This is a genomic window from Amycolatopsis sp. NPDC049688 (genome assembly GCF_040674975.1).
Lineage (GTDB): Bacteria > Actinomycetota > Actinomycetes > Mycobacteriales > Pseudonocardiaceae > Amycolatopsis.
Window position 1 is genome coordinate 114,639 of record NZ_JBFANY010000023.1, and the last position, 15,336, is coordinate 129,974.

12 protein-coding genes are annotated in these 15,336 nt (G+C 71.1%); 8 read left to right on the plus strand and 4 right to left on the minus strand.

The features are described 5' to 3' along the window. Position 1: 1 nt before the first annotated feature. Positions 2-568, plus strand: a complete 567-nt coding sequence (locus AB0J55_RS42400) for a hypothetical protein (protein WP_364262637.1) — start codon at positions 2-4, stop codon at positions 566-568. Positions 569-627: 59 nt separating this feature from the next. Next, entirely contained in the window at positions 628-1,218 is a 591-nt protein-coding gene (locus AB0J55_RS42405) for a DinB family protein (RefSeq protein ID WP_364262640.1), read from the plus strand. A 169-nt stretch (positions 1,219-1,387) separates the two neighbouring features. Here AB0J55_RS42405 and AB0J55_RS42410 read toward each other — a convergent pair whose 3' ends face one another. Then, entirely contained in the window at positions 1,388-1,921 is a 534-nt protein-coding gene (locus AB0J55_RS42410; protein WP_364262643.1) for a methylated-DNA--[protein]-cysteine S-methyltransferase, read from the minus strand. Positions 1,922-2,004: 83 nt separating this feature from the next. On the opposite strand from AB0J55_RS42410, the gene AB0J55_RS42415 reads away from it, so the two are divergent. Then, entirely contained in the window at positions 2,005-3,342 is a 1,338-nt protein-coding gene (locus AB0J55_RS42415; protein WP_364262646.1) for a S8 family serine peptidase, read from the plus strand. Beyond that, a complete protein-coding gene (locus AB0J55_RS42420; protein WP_364262649.1) occupies positions 3,342-3,965 on the plus strand; it encodes a VOC family protein in 624 nt (207 codons plus the stop codon). Before AB0J55_RS42415 ends, AB0J55_RS42420 begins: the two co-directional genes overlap by 1 nt. On the opposite strand, the gene AB0J55_RS42425 is transcribed toward AB0J55_RS42420, so the two are convergent. Both AB0J55_RS42425 and secA2 read right to left on the minus strand, forming a co-directional pair. Continuing rightward, complete coding sequence (locus AB0J55_RS42425; RefSeq protein WP_364262652.1) at positions 3,962-5,683, minus strand: NAD+ synthase; 1,722 nt, start codon at positions 5,681-5,683, stop codon at positions 3,962-3,964. The two genes, AB0J55_RS42420 and AB0J55_RS42425, sit on opposite strands and share 4 nt — an antisense overlap. A gap of 100 nt (positions 5,684-5,783) precedes the next feature. Beyond that, on the minus strand, positions 5,784-8,123 hold the full coding sequence (gene secA2, locus AB0J55_RS42430; RefSeq protein WP_364262655.1) for an accessory Sec system translocase SecA2: 2,340 nt from the start codon (positions 8,121-8,123) through the stop codon (positions 5,784-5,786). Between the two features lie 164 nt (positions 8,124-8,287). Between secA2 and AB0J55_RS42435 the strand changes: the two genes are divergently transcribed. After that, complete coding sequence (locus tag AB0J55_RS42435; protein WP_364262658.1) at positions 8,288-9,841, plus strand: alpha/beta hydrolase; 1,554 nt, start codon at positions 8,288-8,290, stop codon at positions 9,839-9,841. Here the strand turns inward: AB0J55_RS42435 and AB0J55_RS42440 are convergent, their stop codons facing one another. Beyond that, positions 9,842-10,450 (minus strand): LppX_LprAFG lipoprotein, encoded by a 609-nt coding sequence (locus AB0J55_RS42440; protein WP_364262661.1) that lies wholly within the window; start codon positions 10,448-10,450, stop codon positions 9,842-9,844. An 87-nt stretch (positions 10,451-10,537) separates the two neighbouring features. On the opposite strand from AB0J55_RS42440, the gene AB0J55_RS42445 reads away from it, so the two are divergent. The 3 genes from AB0J55_RS42445 (at position 10,538) to AB0J55_RS42455 (ending at position 14,761) form a co-directional block, all read left to right on the plus strand. Next, complete coding sequence (locus tag AB0J55_RS42445; RefSeq protein WP_364262664.1) at positions 10,538-11,818, plus strand: MFS transporter; 1,281 nt, start codon at positions 10,538-10,540, stop codon at positions 11,816-11,818. Between the two features lie 61 nt (positions 11,819-11,879). Then, complete coding sequence (gene glnA / locus AB0J55_RS42450; protein WP_364262667.1) at positions 11,880-13,223, plus strand: type I glutamate--ammonia ligase; 1,344 nt, start codon at positions 11,880-11,882, stop codon at positions 13,221-13,223. Next, positions 13,223-14,761 (plus strand): amidase, encoded by a 1,539-nt coding sequence (locus AB0J55_RS42455; protein ID WP_364262670.1) that lies wholly within the window; start codon positions 13,223-13,225, stop codon positions 14,759-14,761. The genes glnA and AB0J55_RS42455 overlap by 1 nt, the downstream gene beginning before the upstream one ends. Positions 14,762-15,336: the final 575 nt, after the last annotated feature.

The window sequence follows — 15,336 nt, forward strand, 5'->3', positions numbered from 1 at the left end:
CGTGCGCACGGCTCGGATCGCCTCGGCCCTCTTGATAGGGGTGGCCGTCCTCGCGTATTCGGGCTGGCTGCTGGAGTTCTTCCTGCCCACGGGCGTGTCCCCGGTGCGGGACCCGGCCGAGGCGCTGCTGGGCGGGCCGCCGGTGTTCCGGGTCCTGCTCGCGGTGTCGGGCGTGGCGTTCCTGCTCGCCGGGCCGCCGCTGCACCGGCTCGGCCCGGTCCAGTGGTCGGCGCGGATCAGTTCGATCTCGGTGAGCGCGTTCGGCCTCGTCGTGCTGCTCCAGGCCGCCTACCCCGAACGCAGCGACGTGTGGTCGGCGCTGCTCAGCGCCGTCCTGGTCGGCGGGGTGATCAGCCTGATCCTGTGGTGGCCGCCGGGCTGGCGCGCGCTCGCGGTCGCGGGCCTGGTGGTGGTGCTGGCGACCTGGCTGGCCGTGGTGCTGGCCATGCAGCTGGACACGTTCGAGGGCGTGTTCACGCGGGTGCAGCTGGTGGTCCGCGCCGCCCTGTACAGCATCGGCGGGGCGTACGCCTTCGTGAAGCCGGCGCCGCGCCACGCGCACCGATAGCGAAATTGTCGGTGCCGGGTGGCACGATCGCCGCAAACACCCTAGGCGGGAGGAACGACATGGCGGGAAACGTGCGCCCGGTGGCCGACGAGCGTGACGGGCTGCTGAGCTTCCTGGAGCAGCAGCGGTACGTGCTCAGGTTGGCGGCACACGGGCTGACGGACGAGCAGGCGAGACTCGCTTCGACGAAGAGCACGCTGTCGGTGGGCGGGCTGATCAAGCACGTCGCGAGCACCGAGCACGGCTGGATGGACACGGTGCTGCAGGTGCCGCAGAAGCCGTTCGGCGAGGCAGTGGCGGAGTACGAGTCGGCACACCGCATGGGCCCGGACGAGACCCTGGAAGGCCTGCTGGCCCGCTACGACGAGGTCGCGGCTCGCACGGCGGAGGTCATCGCGGGCATCGACGACCTCGGCCAGGCGGTCCCGGTGCCGAAGGGCGTCCCGTGGTTCCCGCAGGACGTCGAGGCGTGGTCGGTCCGCTGGGTCCTGCTCCACCTGATCCAGGAGACGGCCCGCCACGCGGGCCACGCGGACATCATCCGCGAGCACATCGACGGCGGCACGGCCTTCCCCCTGATGGCAGCCGCCGAGGGCTGGCCCGAGTCCCCCTGGATCAAACCCTGGACCCCCACCCCCCAACCCGCCTGACCCCTCCACCCCCCCACCCGACCCTCCAGGCACGCAAGTCGACCGCCTGGGTACGCGTGTCGACCCTCCAATCACGAGAGTCGACCCTCCAATCACGCGTGATGCCCCCTCAATCACGTGTGATGCCCCTCCGATCACACGTGATGCCCGTTGCGTACGGGCCGGCGGCTCAGAACAGCGTCGGCTCGTCCGCCAGCGCGCCCTCGATCACGAGCATCCGGCGTTTCGTCCCGACGCCGCCCCGCGCCGAGAACCCGCCGTCCTTCCCGCCCGCCGCCAGCACCCGGTGGCACGGGACGATGATCGGGAACGGGTTGTGCCCCATCGCCTGCCCGACGGCCTGTGCCGACCCCGGCTGCCCGAGCCGGTGCGCGATGTCGCCGTAGGTCAGGGTCTTGCCCGGCGGGATCGTCCGCGCGACCTCGTACGCGCGCCGGTTGAACTCCGGCACGCCCGAGAAGTCCAGCGGCACCGAGGCCAGGTCCTGACGCACCCCGCCCAGCAACGCCACGATCCCGTCCACCGCCTCCTGCACCGGCGACGGCGGCGTCCCCTCGACGGCGTCCGGGAACCGCCGGACCAGCCACGCCCGGGTCCGCTCCGCACTGCCTTCGGGCAGGGACGTCCCGACGACGACGTCGTCGCGCCACGCGACCCCGCACACCCCGATCGCCGTGTCGAACACCGTGAACCCCGTCGTCATGCCGCCAGCCTACGACCGAAGAGGGGTACCGCCCCGCCCCGAATGATCGCTAAGTTCGGTTTGGGCGAATTCGAGGAGGACGCGTGCGGCGAGCAATCCTGGTGACGGCCCTGCTCCTGCTCGGCCTGGCCACCCCGGCCGCCGCCGACCCCCTGGTGATGCCGCACGTCGTCGTCACCCACCACACCGCCTGGGCCGAACTCGTCATCAGGAAAGCCGGCGGCACGGTCGTCGCGAGCTACCCGCAGATCGGCGTCGTCGTCGCGTACACGGCGAAGGACGACTTCGCCGCGAAGGTCCGCCGAACGCCCGGCATCGACGCCGTCGGCGCAACGCGCACCGCGAAGATCCCGAAGGAGTTCTTCGCGCCCCGCAAGGACCTCCGCTACACCGGTCCTGGCTCGCCGAACTCCGGCCAGGTCCCGCCGGAGGGGACGGCGTGGGACGTCCCGGCGCTGCACCTGCCCGAAGCGCACCAGGTCACCGACGGCAGCAAAAACACCCTCGTCGGCGTCCTCGACGTCGGAGTGGACGACACCCACCCGGAGCTGAAGCCGGCGTTCGACAGGAAGAACTCCGTGTCCTGCCTGTCCGGCTGGCCGGACCGCGGCCCCGGCGCCTGGCGGCCCACGCTCGACGGCCACGGCACGCACGTCGCGGGCACGATCGCCGCGGTCCGCAACGGATCCGGCGTCGTCGGCGTCGCGCCCGGCACCCGCATCGCCGCCGTCAAGCTCGCCGAGCTCGACGACACCGAGACGGCCGAAAGCATGGTCTGCGGGTTCGTCTGGGCCGCCGAGCACGGCTTCGCGGTGGCGAACAACAGCTACCGCTCGATCCCGTGGCGCTACAACTGCGACGACCAGCCGGACCAGGCCGCGGCGAAGCTCGCCGTCGGCCGGGCGGTCGCGTACGCGCAACGCCGGAACGTCCTCGTGGTCGCCTCCGCCGGCAACGCCGGGATCAACCTCGACACCCGCACGGTGGACAAGGAGAGCCCGGCCGACAGCACGCCGGTGGAGCGCCGCATCGACCCGTCCTGCACCCGGCTGCCGCACGAGCTGCCCGGCGTCGTCGGCACCGGCGCGCTCGACGAAAAGCTCGTCAAAGCGAGCTTCTCGAACTACTCGGCGTCCCGGATCAGCGTCGCCGCGCCCGGCGCGCGGGTCTGGTCGACCTGGCCGAACGGCGAATACCGGTCCGCGAGCGGGACGTCGATGGCCGCGCCGCACGCGAGCGGCGTCGCGGCCCTGATCGCGAGCGAGCACCCGCACTGGAGTGCCGAGCGGATCAAGCGCGCCCTCTTCGCCACGGCGACACCGCTGTCCTGCCCGGACACCACCTGCGCACCCACGAAGGCGGGAACCACCTACTACGGCCACGGCATGGTCGATGCGGCGCGGGCCGTCGGCGGGGGATGATGGCGCTCGTGCTCGATCACCTCGTCTACGCCGGCCCGGACCTCGCCGAGGCCGTCGCCCGCGTCACCGCGCTCACCGGGGTCACACCCGCGCCCGGCGGCCGCCACGTCGGCCTCGGCACCGCCAACCACCTCGCCGACCTCGGCGCGGGCATGTACCTGGAGGTGATCGGCCCGGACCCGGCCCAGCCGGACCCCGAGGCACCCCGCCCGTTCGGCATCGACGAGCTGGCCGAGCCCGCGCTGGTCGCCTGGGCGGTCCGCACGACCGACATCGACGCGACGATCGCGGAAGCCCGCGCCCACGGCTTCGACCCGGGCGACGCGACCGAGATGTCCCGCGAAACCGGCGACGGCGAAACGCTGCGCTGGCGCCTGACCCCGCCGAGCGTCCCGGGCACGCTGCACCCGTTCCTCATCGACTGGGGCAGCACCCCGCACCCGACCACGCGCGGCCTGCCGTCCCTGCCGCTGCTGATGGTCACCGGCACCCACCCGGACCCGGCGTCGGTCCGGACCGCGACCGACGCCCTCGGCCTCGAACTCCTGGTGCGCCGGGCGGAGAAGGCCGGCCTGACGGCGGCCCTCCGCACTCCGGAAGGCCGCCAGGTCGCGCTGAGTTAGGCCTTGCCCTCGCGCCACAGGTTGGTCATCGGCAGCCGCCGGTCGCGCCCGAACGCCTTGAACGTGATCTTCGTGCCCGGCGGGTACTGGCGCCGCTTGTACTCGGCCTTGTCGACCATCCGCACCACGCGGTCGATGGTCTCCGGGTCGAAGCCCGCTTCCACGAGGTCGGCGTACCCGCGGTCGCCCTCGACGTAGTCGTCGAGGATGTCGTCGAGCAGCGCGTAGTCCGGCAGCGAGTCGGTGTCCACCTGGCCCGGCCGCAGCTCGGCCGACGGCGGCTTGGTGATGGAGTTCTCCGGGATCGGCGGGGTCTCGCCGTTCTTCACCGCCTCGGCGTTGCGCCAGCGGGCCAGCTGCCACACGTGCGTCTTGAAGACGTCCTTGATCGGGGCGAACGCGCCGACCGCATCGCCGTAGATCGTCGAATACCCGACGGCGAGCTCGGTCTTGTTGCCGGTGGCCAGCACCAGGTGACCGTCCAGGTTGGACAGTGCCATCAGGAGCATGCCCCGCGTCCGCGCCTGGATGTTCTCCTCGGCCAGGCCGGTCAGCGAAAGCTGGTCGACGTACACGCGCACCATGTCCTCGACCGGCTCGACGCGGTAGTGCGCGCCGATCCGCTGCGCCAGGTCGGCGGCGTCGTCCTTCGAATGCCCCGACGAGTACTTCGACGGCATCGAGACGCCGTAGACGTTGTCGCCGCCGAGCGCGTCCGCGGCCAGCGCCGCGCAGACCGCCGAGTCGATGCCGCCGGAGAACCCGAAGGTCACCGACGAGAACCCGTTCTTGTGCACGTAGTCCCGCAGCCCGATGACGAGCGCGTGCCAGACTTCGGCCTCGTCCGACAGCGGTTCGCTGATCACCGGCTCGGCGGACATCGGGTACGCGGGCAGCGGATCGGCGCTCAGCACCCGGCGCCGGACGTGCAGCCCTTCGAGCTCGCCATCGGTGGCGTGCCCGCCGGCGGTGAGGTCCATGTCCAGCACGAGCAGGTGCTCGACGAACTGCGGCGCGCGGGCCAGCAGCGTGCCGTCCGCGCCGACGACGAGCGAGTCGCCGTCGAAGACGAGGTCGTCCTGCCCGCCGATCTGGTTGGTGTAGACCAGCGGCGCCCCGGCTTCGGCGGCGCGGCGGGCGATCAGCGGCAGCCGCTGTTCGTCCTTCGACCGCTCGTACGGCGACGCGTTCGGCGCCACGACGAGGTCGACGCCGGCGCGGCCCAGCGCGGAGATCGGCCCGCCGTCCTGCCAGATGTCTTCGCAGATGACCATGCCGATGTCGAGCCCGTGGAACCGCACGACGTCGAGCGTGGTGCCCGCCTTGTACCAGCGGTGCTCGTCGAAGACGCCGTAGTTGGGCAGGTGGTGCTTGAACTGCCGCGCGACGACCTCGCCGCGGTAGAGCGCGGCGGCGGCGTCACGCGGGCCGACGTCGTCGAGGTCGAGGTAGCCGATGTAGGTGAGCACTTCGCCGCACCCGGCCTCGTCGAGGCGGCGCGCCAGCGACTCGACGCCCTGCCGCGAGGCGGCGGCGAAGGTCTTGCGGAGCGAGAGGTCCTCGATGGGGTAGCCGGTCAGGGACATCTCGGGGAAGACGACGACGTGCGCGCCGGCTTCGGCGGCCCGCCGCGTCCACTCGACGTGCAGCTCGGCGTTGCCGTCGAGGTCGCCGACGGTGGGGTTGACCTGGGCGAGCGCGATGCGCAGTTGCGGCATGCCGCCATTCTGTCCCACGCTCACCCGGAAGGCCGAGCGAATGTGGGCGAAATCGAAAGGCCCCGCCCGGCGAACCGGACGGGGCCTCCCGGGAACAGGACTACTTCCGCTTGATCATGCTCCGGACCTTCTTGATGGTCTGCTCGAAGTCCGAATCGAACGGGTTGTCGTGCACGAGGTACGTCCACGTCGTGTTCGCCCGCCGCACCCCGGCGTCGCCGAGGTCGATGCCTTCGTCGGTCAGCTCGGCCTCTTCGAGGGTCTTCGCCGCCCGGGAGTCGGCCTCCGCGATGATCTTGTGGAACTCCGGGATCGCCGCGCGGTGGAACTCGTCCAGCGGCGTCTCCCGCGCCAGCGCGCGCAGGTGGATGCTCTCGCGGACGTCGGTCAGGTACGCCAGGTGGTCCGACCACAGCTGGTCGATGTGGAACAGCAGCACCTCGCGGCACATCTGCTCCAGCTTGTCCTGGTCGTCGAGCTTCTCCTTCAGCTCGCCGAACTTCTCCGGGTGCGCCTTCTCCAGCACCTCCGCCGCGTACGCGGTGCGAAGCACCTTGTCGCGGTGCACCAGCAGGTCACGCCGCTGCCGCTCGATCAGCCGCGTGTAGCGCCAGGTGTTGCGGTGGATCTCCAGGTCGACGCCCTCGGCGACGCGCTGGGCGTGGTTGAGCTGCCGCAACGCCGCCGGGTCCTTGATCTCGCCGGTCTCTTCGTCGTCGACGATGCCCTCGGGCACGTCCGGCGCGTTCGACAGCACCAGCTCGTCGTTCAGGCTCGCGAAGAAGATCGCGCTGCCCGGGTCGCCCTGACGCCCGGAGCGGCCGCGCAGCTGGCCGTCGAGCCGGCTCGACGGGTACCGCGCGGTGCCGATGACGTGCAGCCCGCCCAGCTCGACGACCTCGTCGCGGGTCGCGCCGTCGGTGCCGCCCAGCCGGATGTCGGTACCGCGGCCGGCCATCTGGGTGGACACGGTGACCGCGCCCTTCTTGCCCGCCTCGGCGATGATCGCGGCCTCTTCGGCGTCGTTGCGCGCGTTGAGCACGACGCACTCGAGGTCGACCTTCGCCAGCTTCTCGGCCAGCTCTTCGGACTCGGCGACGTCCTGGGTGCCGACGAGGATCGGCCGCCCGGTCTCGTGCACCGTGCGGATCTCCTCCTCGATCGCCCGCAGCTTCTGCGACGGCGAAGCGAAGATCCGGTCTTCGAGGTCCTCGCGGATGTTCGGCGTGTTCGGCGGGATGACCGCGACCTCGAGCTCGTAGAACTCGCGCAGCTGCTCGGCGACGGCGACCGCGGTACCGGTCATGCCGGCGACCTCCGGGTAACGCGCGAGCAGCGCCTGGACGGTGATCGAGTCCAGGATTTCGCCGCGGTCGGTCGCGGTGACCTGCTCCTTCGCCTCGACGGCGGCCTGGAGGCCGTCCGGCCAGCGCTGCAGCTCGGCGACCCGGCCGCGGGCGGCGTTGATGAGCTGCACCTTGCCGTCGCGGACCAGGTAGTCGACGTCGCGGGTGAGCAGCGCGTGCGCGTGCAGGGCGACGTTCACGGCGGCGAGCCGGTCGGAGGCCTGCTCGTTGAACAGGTCGTCGACCTCGATGCCGAGCGACTTCGCGACGACGGACGAGCCGGCGTCGGTCAGCCAGGCGTTGCGGCCTTCGCTGTCGGTCTCGTAGTGCAGGTTGAGCCGCAGCCGCCGGACGATCTTCGCGACCTCTTCGTCGGCGTCGCTGCGGTCGATCGAGCCGGCCATCACCAGCGGGACGCGGGCCTCGTCGACGAGCACCGAGTCCGCCTCGTCGACGATCGCCACCTCGGGGTCGGGCTGGACCAGGTCGTCGACCGAGGTCACCAGCCTGTCCCGCAGCACGTCGAAGCCGATCTCGGCGACGGCACCGTAGGTGACGTCCTTGGCGTACGCCTCGCGACGCTCTTCGCGCGAGTGCGACGGCTCGACCCAGCCGACCGACACGCCCAGCAGCGCGTACACCGGGCCCATCCACTCCGCGTCGCGGCGGGCCAGGTAGTCGTTGACGGTGACGACGTGAACGCGCTTTCCGCGGATCGCGTACCCGGCCGCGGCCAGCGCGCCCGCGAGGGTCTTGCCCTCACCGGTCTCCATCTGCACGACGTGCTTGGTCAGCAGGCCCATGGTGCCCAGCACCTGGACGTCGAACGCACGCTCGCCCAGCGCCCGCCGCGCGGCCTCGCGGCCCAGCGCGCAGACCTCGATGAGCTGCTCGTCGCCGAACGCGGTGTCCTTCAGCGTTTCGCGAAGCTTGGTCGCCCGCTCGGTCAGCTCCTCGTCGGAGAGCTTCTCGAGCTCGGGTTCGAGCTTCTCGACCGCGGGCAGCAGTGCTTCGTAGCGGGTCAGCTCGACGCTGCCCGGCCGCTGGATGATCCGGCGGAGCTTCTTGCCCATCCGGCTGATCAGTGCTGCCACCCCTGGTCTCCCGTTCTCTCTCGCTCGGCCGGCCTCCACCACCCAACGCGACGGTGGTGCGTTCGAGTTCCGCGGCCGGATGGGACGATCCAACCGTGTTCCCTCATCCCAGCGCCAGGTCCGGTCGTAGCCGACGCCGCCGGATCACCGCAATTGCGACATCCGTGCTGATCGCGGCCCCGCTGGCCGCCTGCACGTCCACCGGAACGGCGGTGCCCGCCCCGACGACCGAGTCGCACCCGCCGTCCGGGCCGGTGCCCGCCGGGCTGGAGCGGTTCTACGGCCAGAGCCTGACCTGGGCCGACTGCGCACCTTACGCGACGTCGGAAGACTCGAGGTCGGCGTTCCAGGCGAAGGACGTCCAATGCGCGCGCCTGACCGTGCCGCTGGACTACGCCAAGCCGGCCGGGGACACGATCACGCTCGGCCTGCTCCGGCACAAGGCCACCGGCGACCGGATCGGGGCGCTCGTGGTCAACCCGGGCGGCCCGGGCGCGTCGGGCATGGTCGCGGCCGCCGGGCTGGTCAAGCCGGCCACGAGCGCCGGCCTGGGCAAACGCTTCGACCTGGTCGGATTCGACCCGCGGGGGATCGGCGCGAGCCAGCCGGCCATCCACTGCCTCACCGACTCCGAGCGCGACGCCGACCGCGCCGACGACAGCGAGACCGACGGCTCGCCGGCCGGCGAGCAGAAGCAGGAAGCGCAGGAAAAGGACTTCGCCGCGAAGTGCGCCCAGCGCACCGAGGACGGCACCGGGATGCTGGCCAACGTCGGCACCCGGGACGTCGTGAAGGACCTGGACGTCCTCCGCTCGGTCCTCGGCGACGAAAAGTTGACCTATTTGGGCTACTCCTACGGCACCCGGATCGGGTCGGCCTACGCCGAGGCGTTCCCGAAGAACGTCCGCGCGATGGTCCTCGACGGCGCGGTCGACCCGGAACAGGACGCCGTCGAGTCGCTGGTCGCACAGGGCCAGGGCTTCGGGACCGCGTTCACGCAGTTCGCGAAGTGGTGCACGGGCCAGCAGGACTGCGCCCTCGGCGCGAACCCGGACGGCGCGGTGAAGGCGTTCCAGGACCTGGTCCGGCCGCTGATCGACTTCCCGGTGCCGGTCGGCGACGGCCGCAAGCTCTCCTACGAAGACGCGACGACCGGCGTCATCCAGGCGCTCTACCAGCAGAGCCTCTGGGACACCCTGAACTCGGGCCTCAACGAGCTGAAGCAGCAGCGCGGCGCGACCCTAGAGAAGCTCGCCGACATCTACAACGAGCGCGACTCCGACGGCCGCTACGGCACCACGCAGGACGCGTTCACGGCCATCCGCTGCGTCGACGACCCGCGCGTCACGGACCCGGCCGTCATCCTCCAGGCGCAGGAGCAGTACGTGAAGGTGGCGCCGTTCCTCGACGACGGCCGCCCGGCCTCGGCGGCCCGCGACGCCTGTGCGTTCTGGCCGGTGCCGAACACCTCGGAACCGCACGTGCCGAACGTCGAAGGGCTGGCGAAGACCCTGGTCATCTCGACGACCAACGACCCGGCGACGCCGTACCAGGCCGGCGTCAACCTCGCGAAGGGCCTGAAGGGCGCGCTGCTCACCTTCGAAGGCACCCAGCACACGGTGTTCCTGCAGGGCGTGAAGTGCGTGGACGAGGCCGGCACGGACTACCTCGTCGACGGCACGGTGCCGCCGGACGGCAAGCGGTGCTCGGGCCAGTAGTCACGCCTGCTTGGTCAGCGACAGCTCGATCATCACCGGGCTGAGGTGGTTGTCCGGCGGCGGGATCTGCACCCACAGCCGGACGAACCGCCGCGGCTCGCTGTCGGAGACCCACACCTTGACGGTGAGGTCGGCGTCGACCTGCGCGAGCACGCTGTGCGCCACCGCGGCCGGCAGCCGGCCGCCGACCCGCAGCGCGGCCGCGCCGTCGACGTTCTCGCGGCCTTCGGTCCGGGCGTCGGTCACGCCGTCGAGCAGCCGCTTCAGCCCGCTCTTCGGGCCGAGGAACGCGTCGACCGGGTACGGCGGCTGCTGGCTGTCATGCACGTCGAAGGGGTACTTGGTGTGCCCGTCCCCGTCCTGGACGTCGATCGTGCCGGTCGTGTGGCCGCCGTCGTCCAGGCTCGCGTCCCCTTCGATCTGGCGGAGCGGGAAGCCCGGGAGCACGCCGTTGACCCCGGCCGCGAAGTGCACGCTGCGCACGGAGGCGAACGACGTCGCCGCCGCGCGGACCAGCTCGGATCCCGCCGGGAACGGCCCGCGCGTGTCGGGTGATCCGGTGCAGCCGGCCGTCAGCAGGAGCACGAGCAGGAAGGCGAGGCGGCGCATCCCCGAAGCCTACTGATGGCCTGATCCTTGCGGATGATGTCCTTCCGGCCACTTCCGCCGTCACGCGCGCGTGGAGAGACTGCGTGTGTGACCGTCGAAACCCGTCCCGCCCCGAAGCTGCACCGTGCCTGGCTGATCGCCGGTGCCGCCTTCGTCGCGTTGCTCGCCTCCGCCGGCTTCCGCGCCGCTCCCGGTGTCCTCATCGACCCGCTGCACGAGGAGTTCGGCTGGTCCCGCGCCACGATCAGCTCCGCCGTCTCGGTCAACCTCGTGCTCTTCGGCCTCTTCGCGCCCTTCGCGGCCGCGTTGATGGAGCGCTTCGGCATCCGCCGCGTGTCGGCGACGGCGTTGTTCGTGATCGCGCTCGGCGCGGGCGGCACGGTGTTCATGACCGCGAGCTGGCAGCTCGTGCTGTGCTGGGGCGTGCTCGTCGGCCTGGGCACCGGCTCGATGGCGATGAGCTTCGCCGCGATGGTCGCCACCCGGTGGTTCGTCCGCAGCCGCGGGGTCGTCACCGGCGTCCTGACCGCGGCGGGGGCCACCGGCCAGCTGATCTTCCTGCCGTTGATCGCGAACCTCGCGGTGACCTCGGGGTGGCGCACGGCCTCGCTGGTGATCGCGATCGCCGCGCTCGCCGTCGTCCCGGTGGTCCTGCTGGTGATCCGTGACCACCCCGCCGACGTCGGCACCACGGCCTACGGCGCGCCCGCCGACGCCGAGATCGCCCGCCCGGCGCCGAGGAGCGGCTCGGCCCGCCGCGCCCTGTCCGTGCTGGGCCAGGCCGCCCGGACCCGGACGTTCTGGCTGCTGGCGGTCGGGTTCGCGATCTGCGGCGCGACGACCAACGGCCTGGTCGGCACCCACTTCGTCCCGGCCGCGCACGACCACGGCATGCCGCAGACGACCGCCGCGGGCCTGCTGGCGCTGGTCGGCGTGTTCGACGTCGTCGGCACGATCTTCTCCGGCTGGCTCACCGACCGCGTCGACCCGCGGATCCTGCTCGGCGTCTACTACGCGCTGCGCGGGCTCTCGCTGGCGCTGCTGCCGCAGCTGTTCACCGACTCCGTGCAGCCGAGCATGTGGGCGTTCATCCTGTTCTACGGCCTCGACTGGGTGGCCACGGTCCCGCCGACCGTTGCGCTCTGCGTCCGCGCGTTCGGCGAAGCCGGCCCGATCGTGTTCGGCTGGGTTTTCGCCTGCCACCAGCTGGGCGCCGCGTTCGCCGCGTCGGCTGCCGGCCTGGTCCGCGACCAGCTCGGGAACTACAACCTGGCCTGGTATTCCGCCGCTGTCCTGGCGATCATCGCGTCGGTCGCTTCGGTGGCCATCACGCGTGCCAAGCAGCCCGTTCCGGTGCTCGCGAGGTGACTTCGCCGGCCTCGGCGCGTCGTGAAACATGCCGTTAACACGCTGTGGTTAGGGTGCGGCCATGGATCGCCAGCAGGAATTCGTGCTCCGCACGCTCGAGGAGCGCGACATCCGTTTCGTTCGTCTCTGGTTCACCGATGTGCTGGGGTTCCTCAAGTCCGTCGCGGTCGCGCCGGCGGAACTCGAAGGCGCCTTCAACGACGGGATCGGCTTCGACGGCTCGGCCATCGAAGGCTTCGCGCGCGTCTACGAATCGGACATGGTCGCCAAACCCGACCCGTCGACGTTCCAGGTTCTGCCTTGGGAGACCCCCGACGGCGGCCCGTACTCCGCTCGCATGTTCTGCGACATCGCGATGCCGGACGGTTCGCCGTCCTGGGCGGACCCGCGGCACGTGCTGCGCCGCCAGCTGTCGAAGGCCGCGGAGGCCGGCTTCACCTGCTACGTCCACCCCGAGATCGAGTTCTTCCTGCTCGCGAACATGCCGGAGGACGGCAGCGAGCCGGAGCCCGCGGACAACGGTGGCTACTTCGACCAGGCCAGCCACGCGACGGCGACGCACTTCCGCCGGCACGCGATCGAGACCCTCGAAGCGATGGGCATCTCGGTCGAGTTCAGCCATCACGAAGGGGCACCGGGCCAGCAGGAAATCGACCTTCGTTACGCCGATGCGCTGACGATGGCCGACAACGTGATGACGTTCCGTTACGTCGTGAAGGAGGTCGCGCTGACCCAGGGCGTGCGCGCGACCTTCATGCCGAAGCCGTTCACCGACCAGCCGGGCTCGGGCATGCACACGCACGTCAGCCTGTTCGAAGGCGACCGCAACGCCTTCTACGACGCCGAGGACCCGCACGAGCTGTCGGAGACCGGCAAGAACTTCGTCGCGGGGGTGCTCCACCACGCGAAGGAGATCTCGGCGGTCACGAACCAGTGGGTGAACTCCTACAAACGCCTGATCAGTGGCAGTGAGGCGCCGACGACGGTCTCGTGGGGCCGGGCGAACCGCTCGGCGCTCGTCCGGGTCCCGATGTATTCACCCGGAAAGGCGTCATCCCGGCGGGTGGAGATCCGTACGCTGGACTCGGCGTGCAACCCGTACCTCGCGTACTCGGTCATCCTGGCCGCGGGGCTGAAGGGGATCGAGAAGGGCTACGAGCTGCCGCCGCCTGCCGAGGACAACATCTGGCAGCTGAGCGACTCCGAGCGGCGCGCCGCCGGGTACGCGCAGCTGCCGCAGAACCTGGGAGAGGCCCTGGCCGAGATGGAGAAGTCCGAACTGCTGCCGGAAGCGCTCGGCGAGCACGTCTACGACTTCTTCCTCCGGAACAAGCGCGTGGAGTGGGACAACTACCGCAGCGCGGTCACCCCGTACGAACTCCGAACCCTCTTGCCGGTGCTCTGATGGGGCGGCGGCCGGTGTTCCTCGCGATCCTGGCCGCCGCACTCGTGCTCGTCCCGGCGGCACCCGCCGCTGCCTCGCCGAGGTTCGACCTCGACTCCGCGGACATCCCGGCGCTGCAGGCGCGGATGGCGTCCGGCCGGCTCACCGCGATCGCGCTGACCAGGACTTACCTCGACCGGATTCACCGGATCGACGGTAAGGTGAACGCCGTCCTGGCGCTCAACCCAGCCGCTCTTTCGCAGGCTTCGGCCAGTGACGCTCGGCGTCGCACGCACCACCTGCGCGGGCCGCTCGACGGCATCCCGGTGCTGGTCAAGGACAACGTCGACACGCGCGACCAGTGGACGACGGCCGGTTCGCGAGCGTTGCGGAGCTATCCGGCGAAGGACGCCACGTTGATCACCCGGTTGCGTGACGCCGGAGCGGTGATCCTCGGCAAGGCGAACCTCTCCGAATGGGCGAACTTCCGCGCCGCGAAGCCGACGTCCGGCTGGTCGGGCGTGGGCGGGCAGACGAACAACCCGTACGTGCTGGACCACAACCCGTGCGGGTCGTCCGCCGGCGTAGCCGCGTCACTCGCCCAGGTGGCGATCGGCTCGGAGACCGACGGCTCGATCGTGTGCCCGGCGGGGATGACGGCGACGGTCGGCCACAAACCCAGCCTCGGCCTGGTCAGCCGCACCGGCGTGGTGCCGATCTCGGCCGAGCAGGACACGGCGGGCCCGATCGCCCGCAACGTCGTCGACGTGGCGCTGACGCTGTCGGTCCTGCAGGGCCGCGACCCTGCGGACCCGGCCACCCTGACCTACCCGCGGACCCAGCCGACGGACTACGCGAAGTTCCTCCGTCCGGGTGCTCTGCGCGGCGCCCGCATCGGCCTCTGGCGCCTGCCGGTCCTCGGCCCGGCGACCGACGCGATCATGACGTCGGCCCGGAATTCGCTGGTCAAGGCGGGGGCGACGGTCGTCGAGGTGACGCTGCCGTACCAGGCGCGGCTGGGGGAGCTGGAGTTCCCGGCGCTGCTCACGGAGTTCCACCGCGACATCGACGCCTACCTGGCGACCCGCCCGACCGGGCCGCGGAACCTGGCCGAGCTGATCGCGTACAACCGGGCGGACCCCCTGGAGCGGACGTGCTTCGCCGGGCAGGAGCTGTTCGAGCAGGCCTTGGCCGCGCCGCCGCCCACGGATCCGGGGTACCTCGCCGGCCGGGCGGAGCTTTCGGACCTCGCCCGCCGATCCCTGGACGAGACCCTGGCCGCGCACCACCTGGACGCGATCGCGTCGCCGACCAACCCGCCGGCGTGGAAGACCGACTGCGCGGTGGGCGACAACGACGTGATCCCGTCCTCGACCCCGGCCGCGGTGGCGGGCTACCCGGACGTGACGGTGCCGGCCGGGTTCGCCGGACCGCTTCCGGTGGGGATTTCGTTCATGGGGGCGCGGTGGTCCGACGCCCGGATGCTGGCGTTGGCCGCGGACTTCTCGCGGGTCGCGCCGGCGCGAATCCCGCCCCGGTATCTGCCGGCGTTGCCGTAGTGAGGCCGCCGATCCCGCCCGCGATCCGGCGGATCCGGCTCGCGATCCGGCCGATCGGGCCTGCGATCCCGCCCGCGATCCCGGCTGAGGGGCCGTCCGGCCGGGGTTCGCCCCGGGCTTTGGCCGGCCCGTGTGCCAGCCGCGCTGCCGGTGCTCGGCGCGGTAGCCGTCTGTAAGCACTCTGACCTGCGGCGATGCCGTTAAGTGACCCCCCTGTTTTGGGGCGGTTCGGGGGCATGTAATCTTCTCTTCGTCGCCAGGAACACCGGGTCACACCGGGGCCGCAAGCCCCGGAGACCAGGCCGGGACGAGCGGGTTGACACCGCGGATCGGACCGGGTAATGTTCAGCGTCGGCCCACGAGCGGCCGCCGACCCCCTACGACTAAACCCGTAGGATCAGGCATGCTCGACCAAAAGCTTGTGAATATCGCTTGGAACAACTGCCGAGGATATAGCCGCTGATAAGGCGGTGAGTCCGGAGTGTGTTGCTTGAGAACTCAACAGTGTGCTAGTGAACTAAGCCAGTAGAGCTTATATGAAACCCCCTCGTCGGGGTTTCCTTTGAGATGCAAGA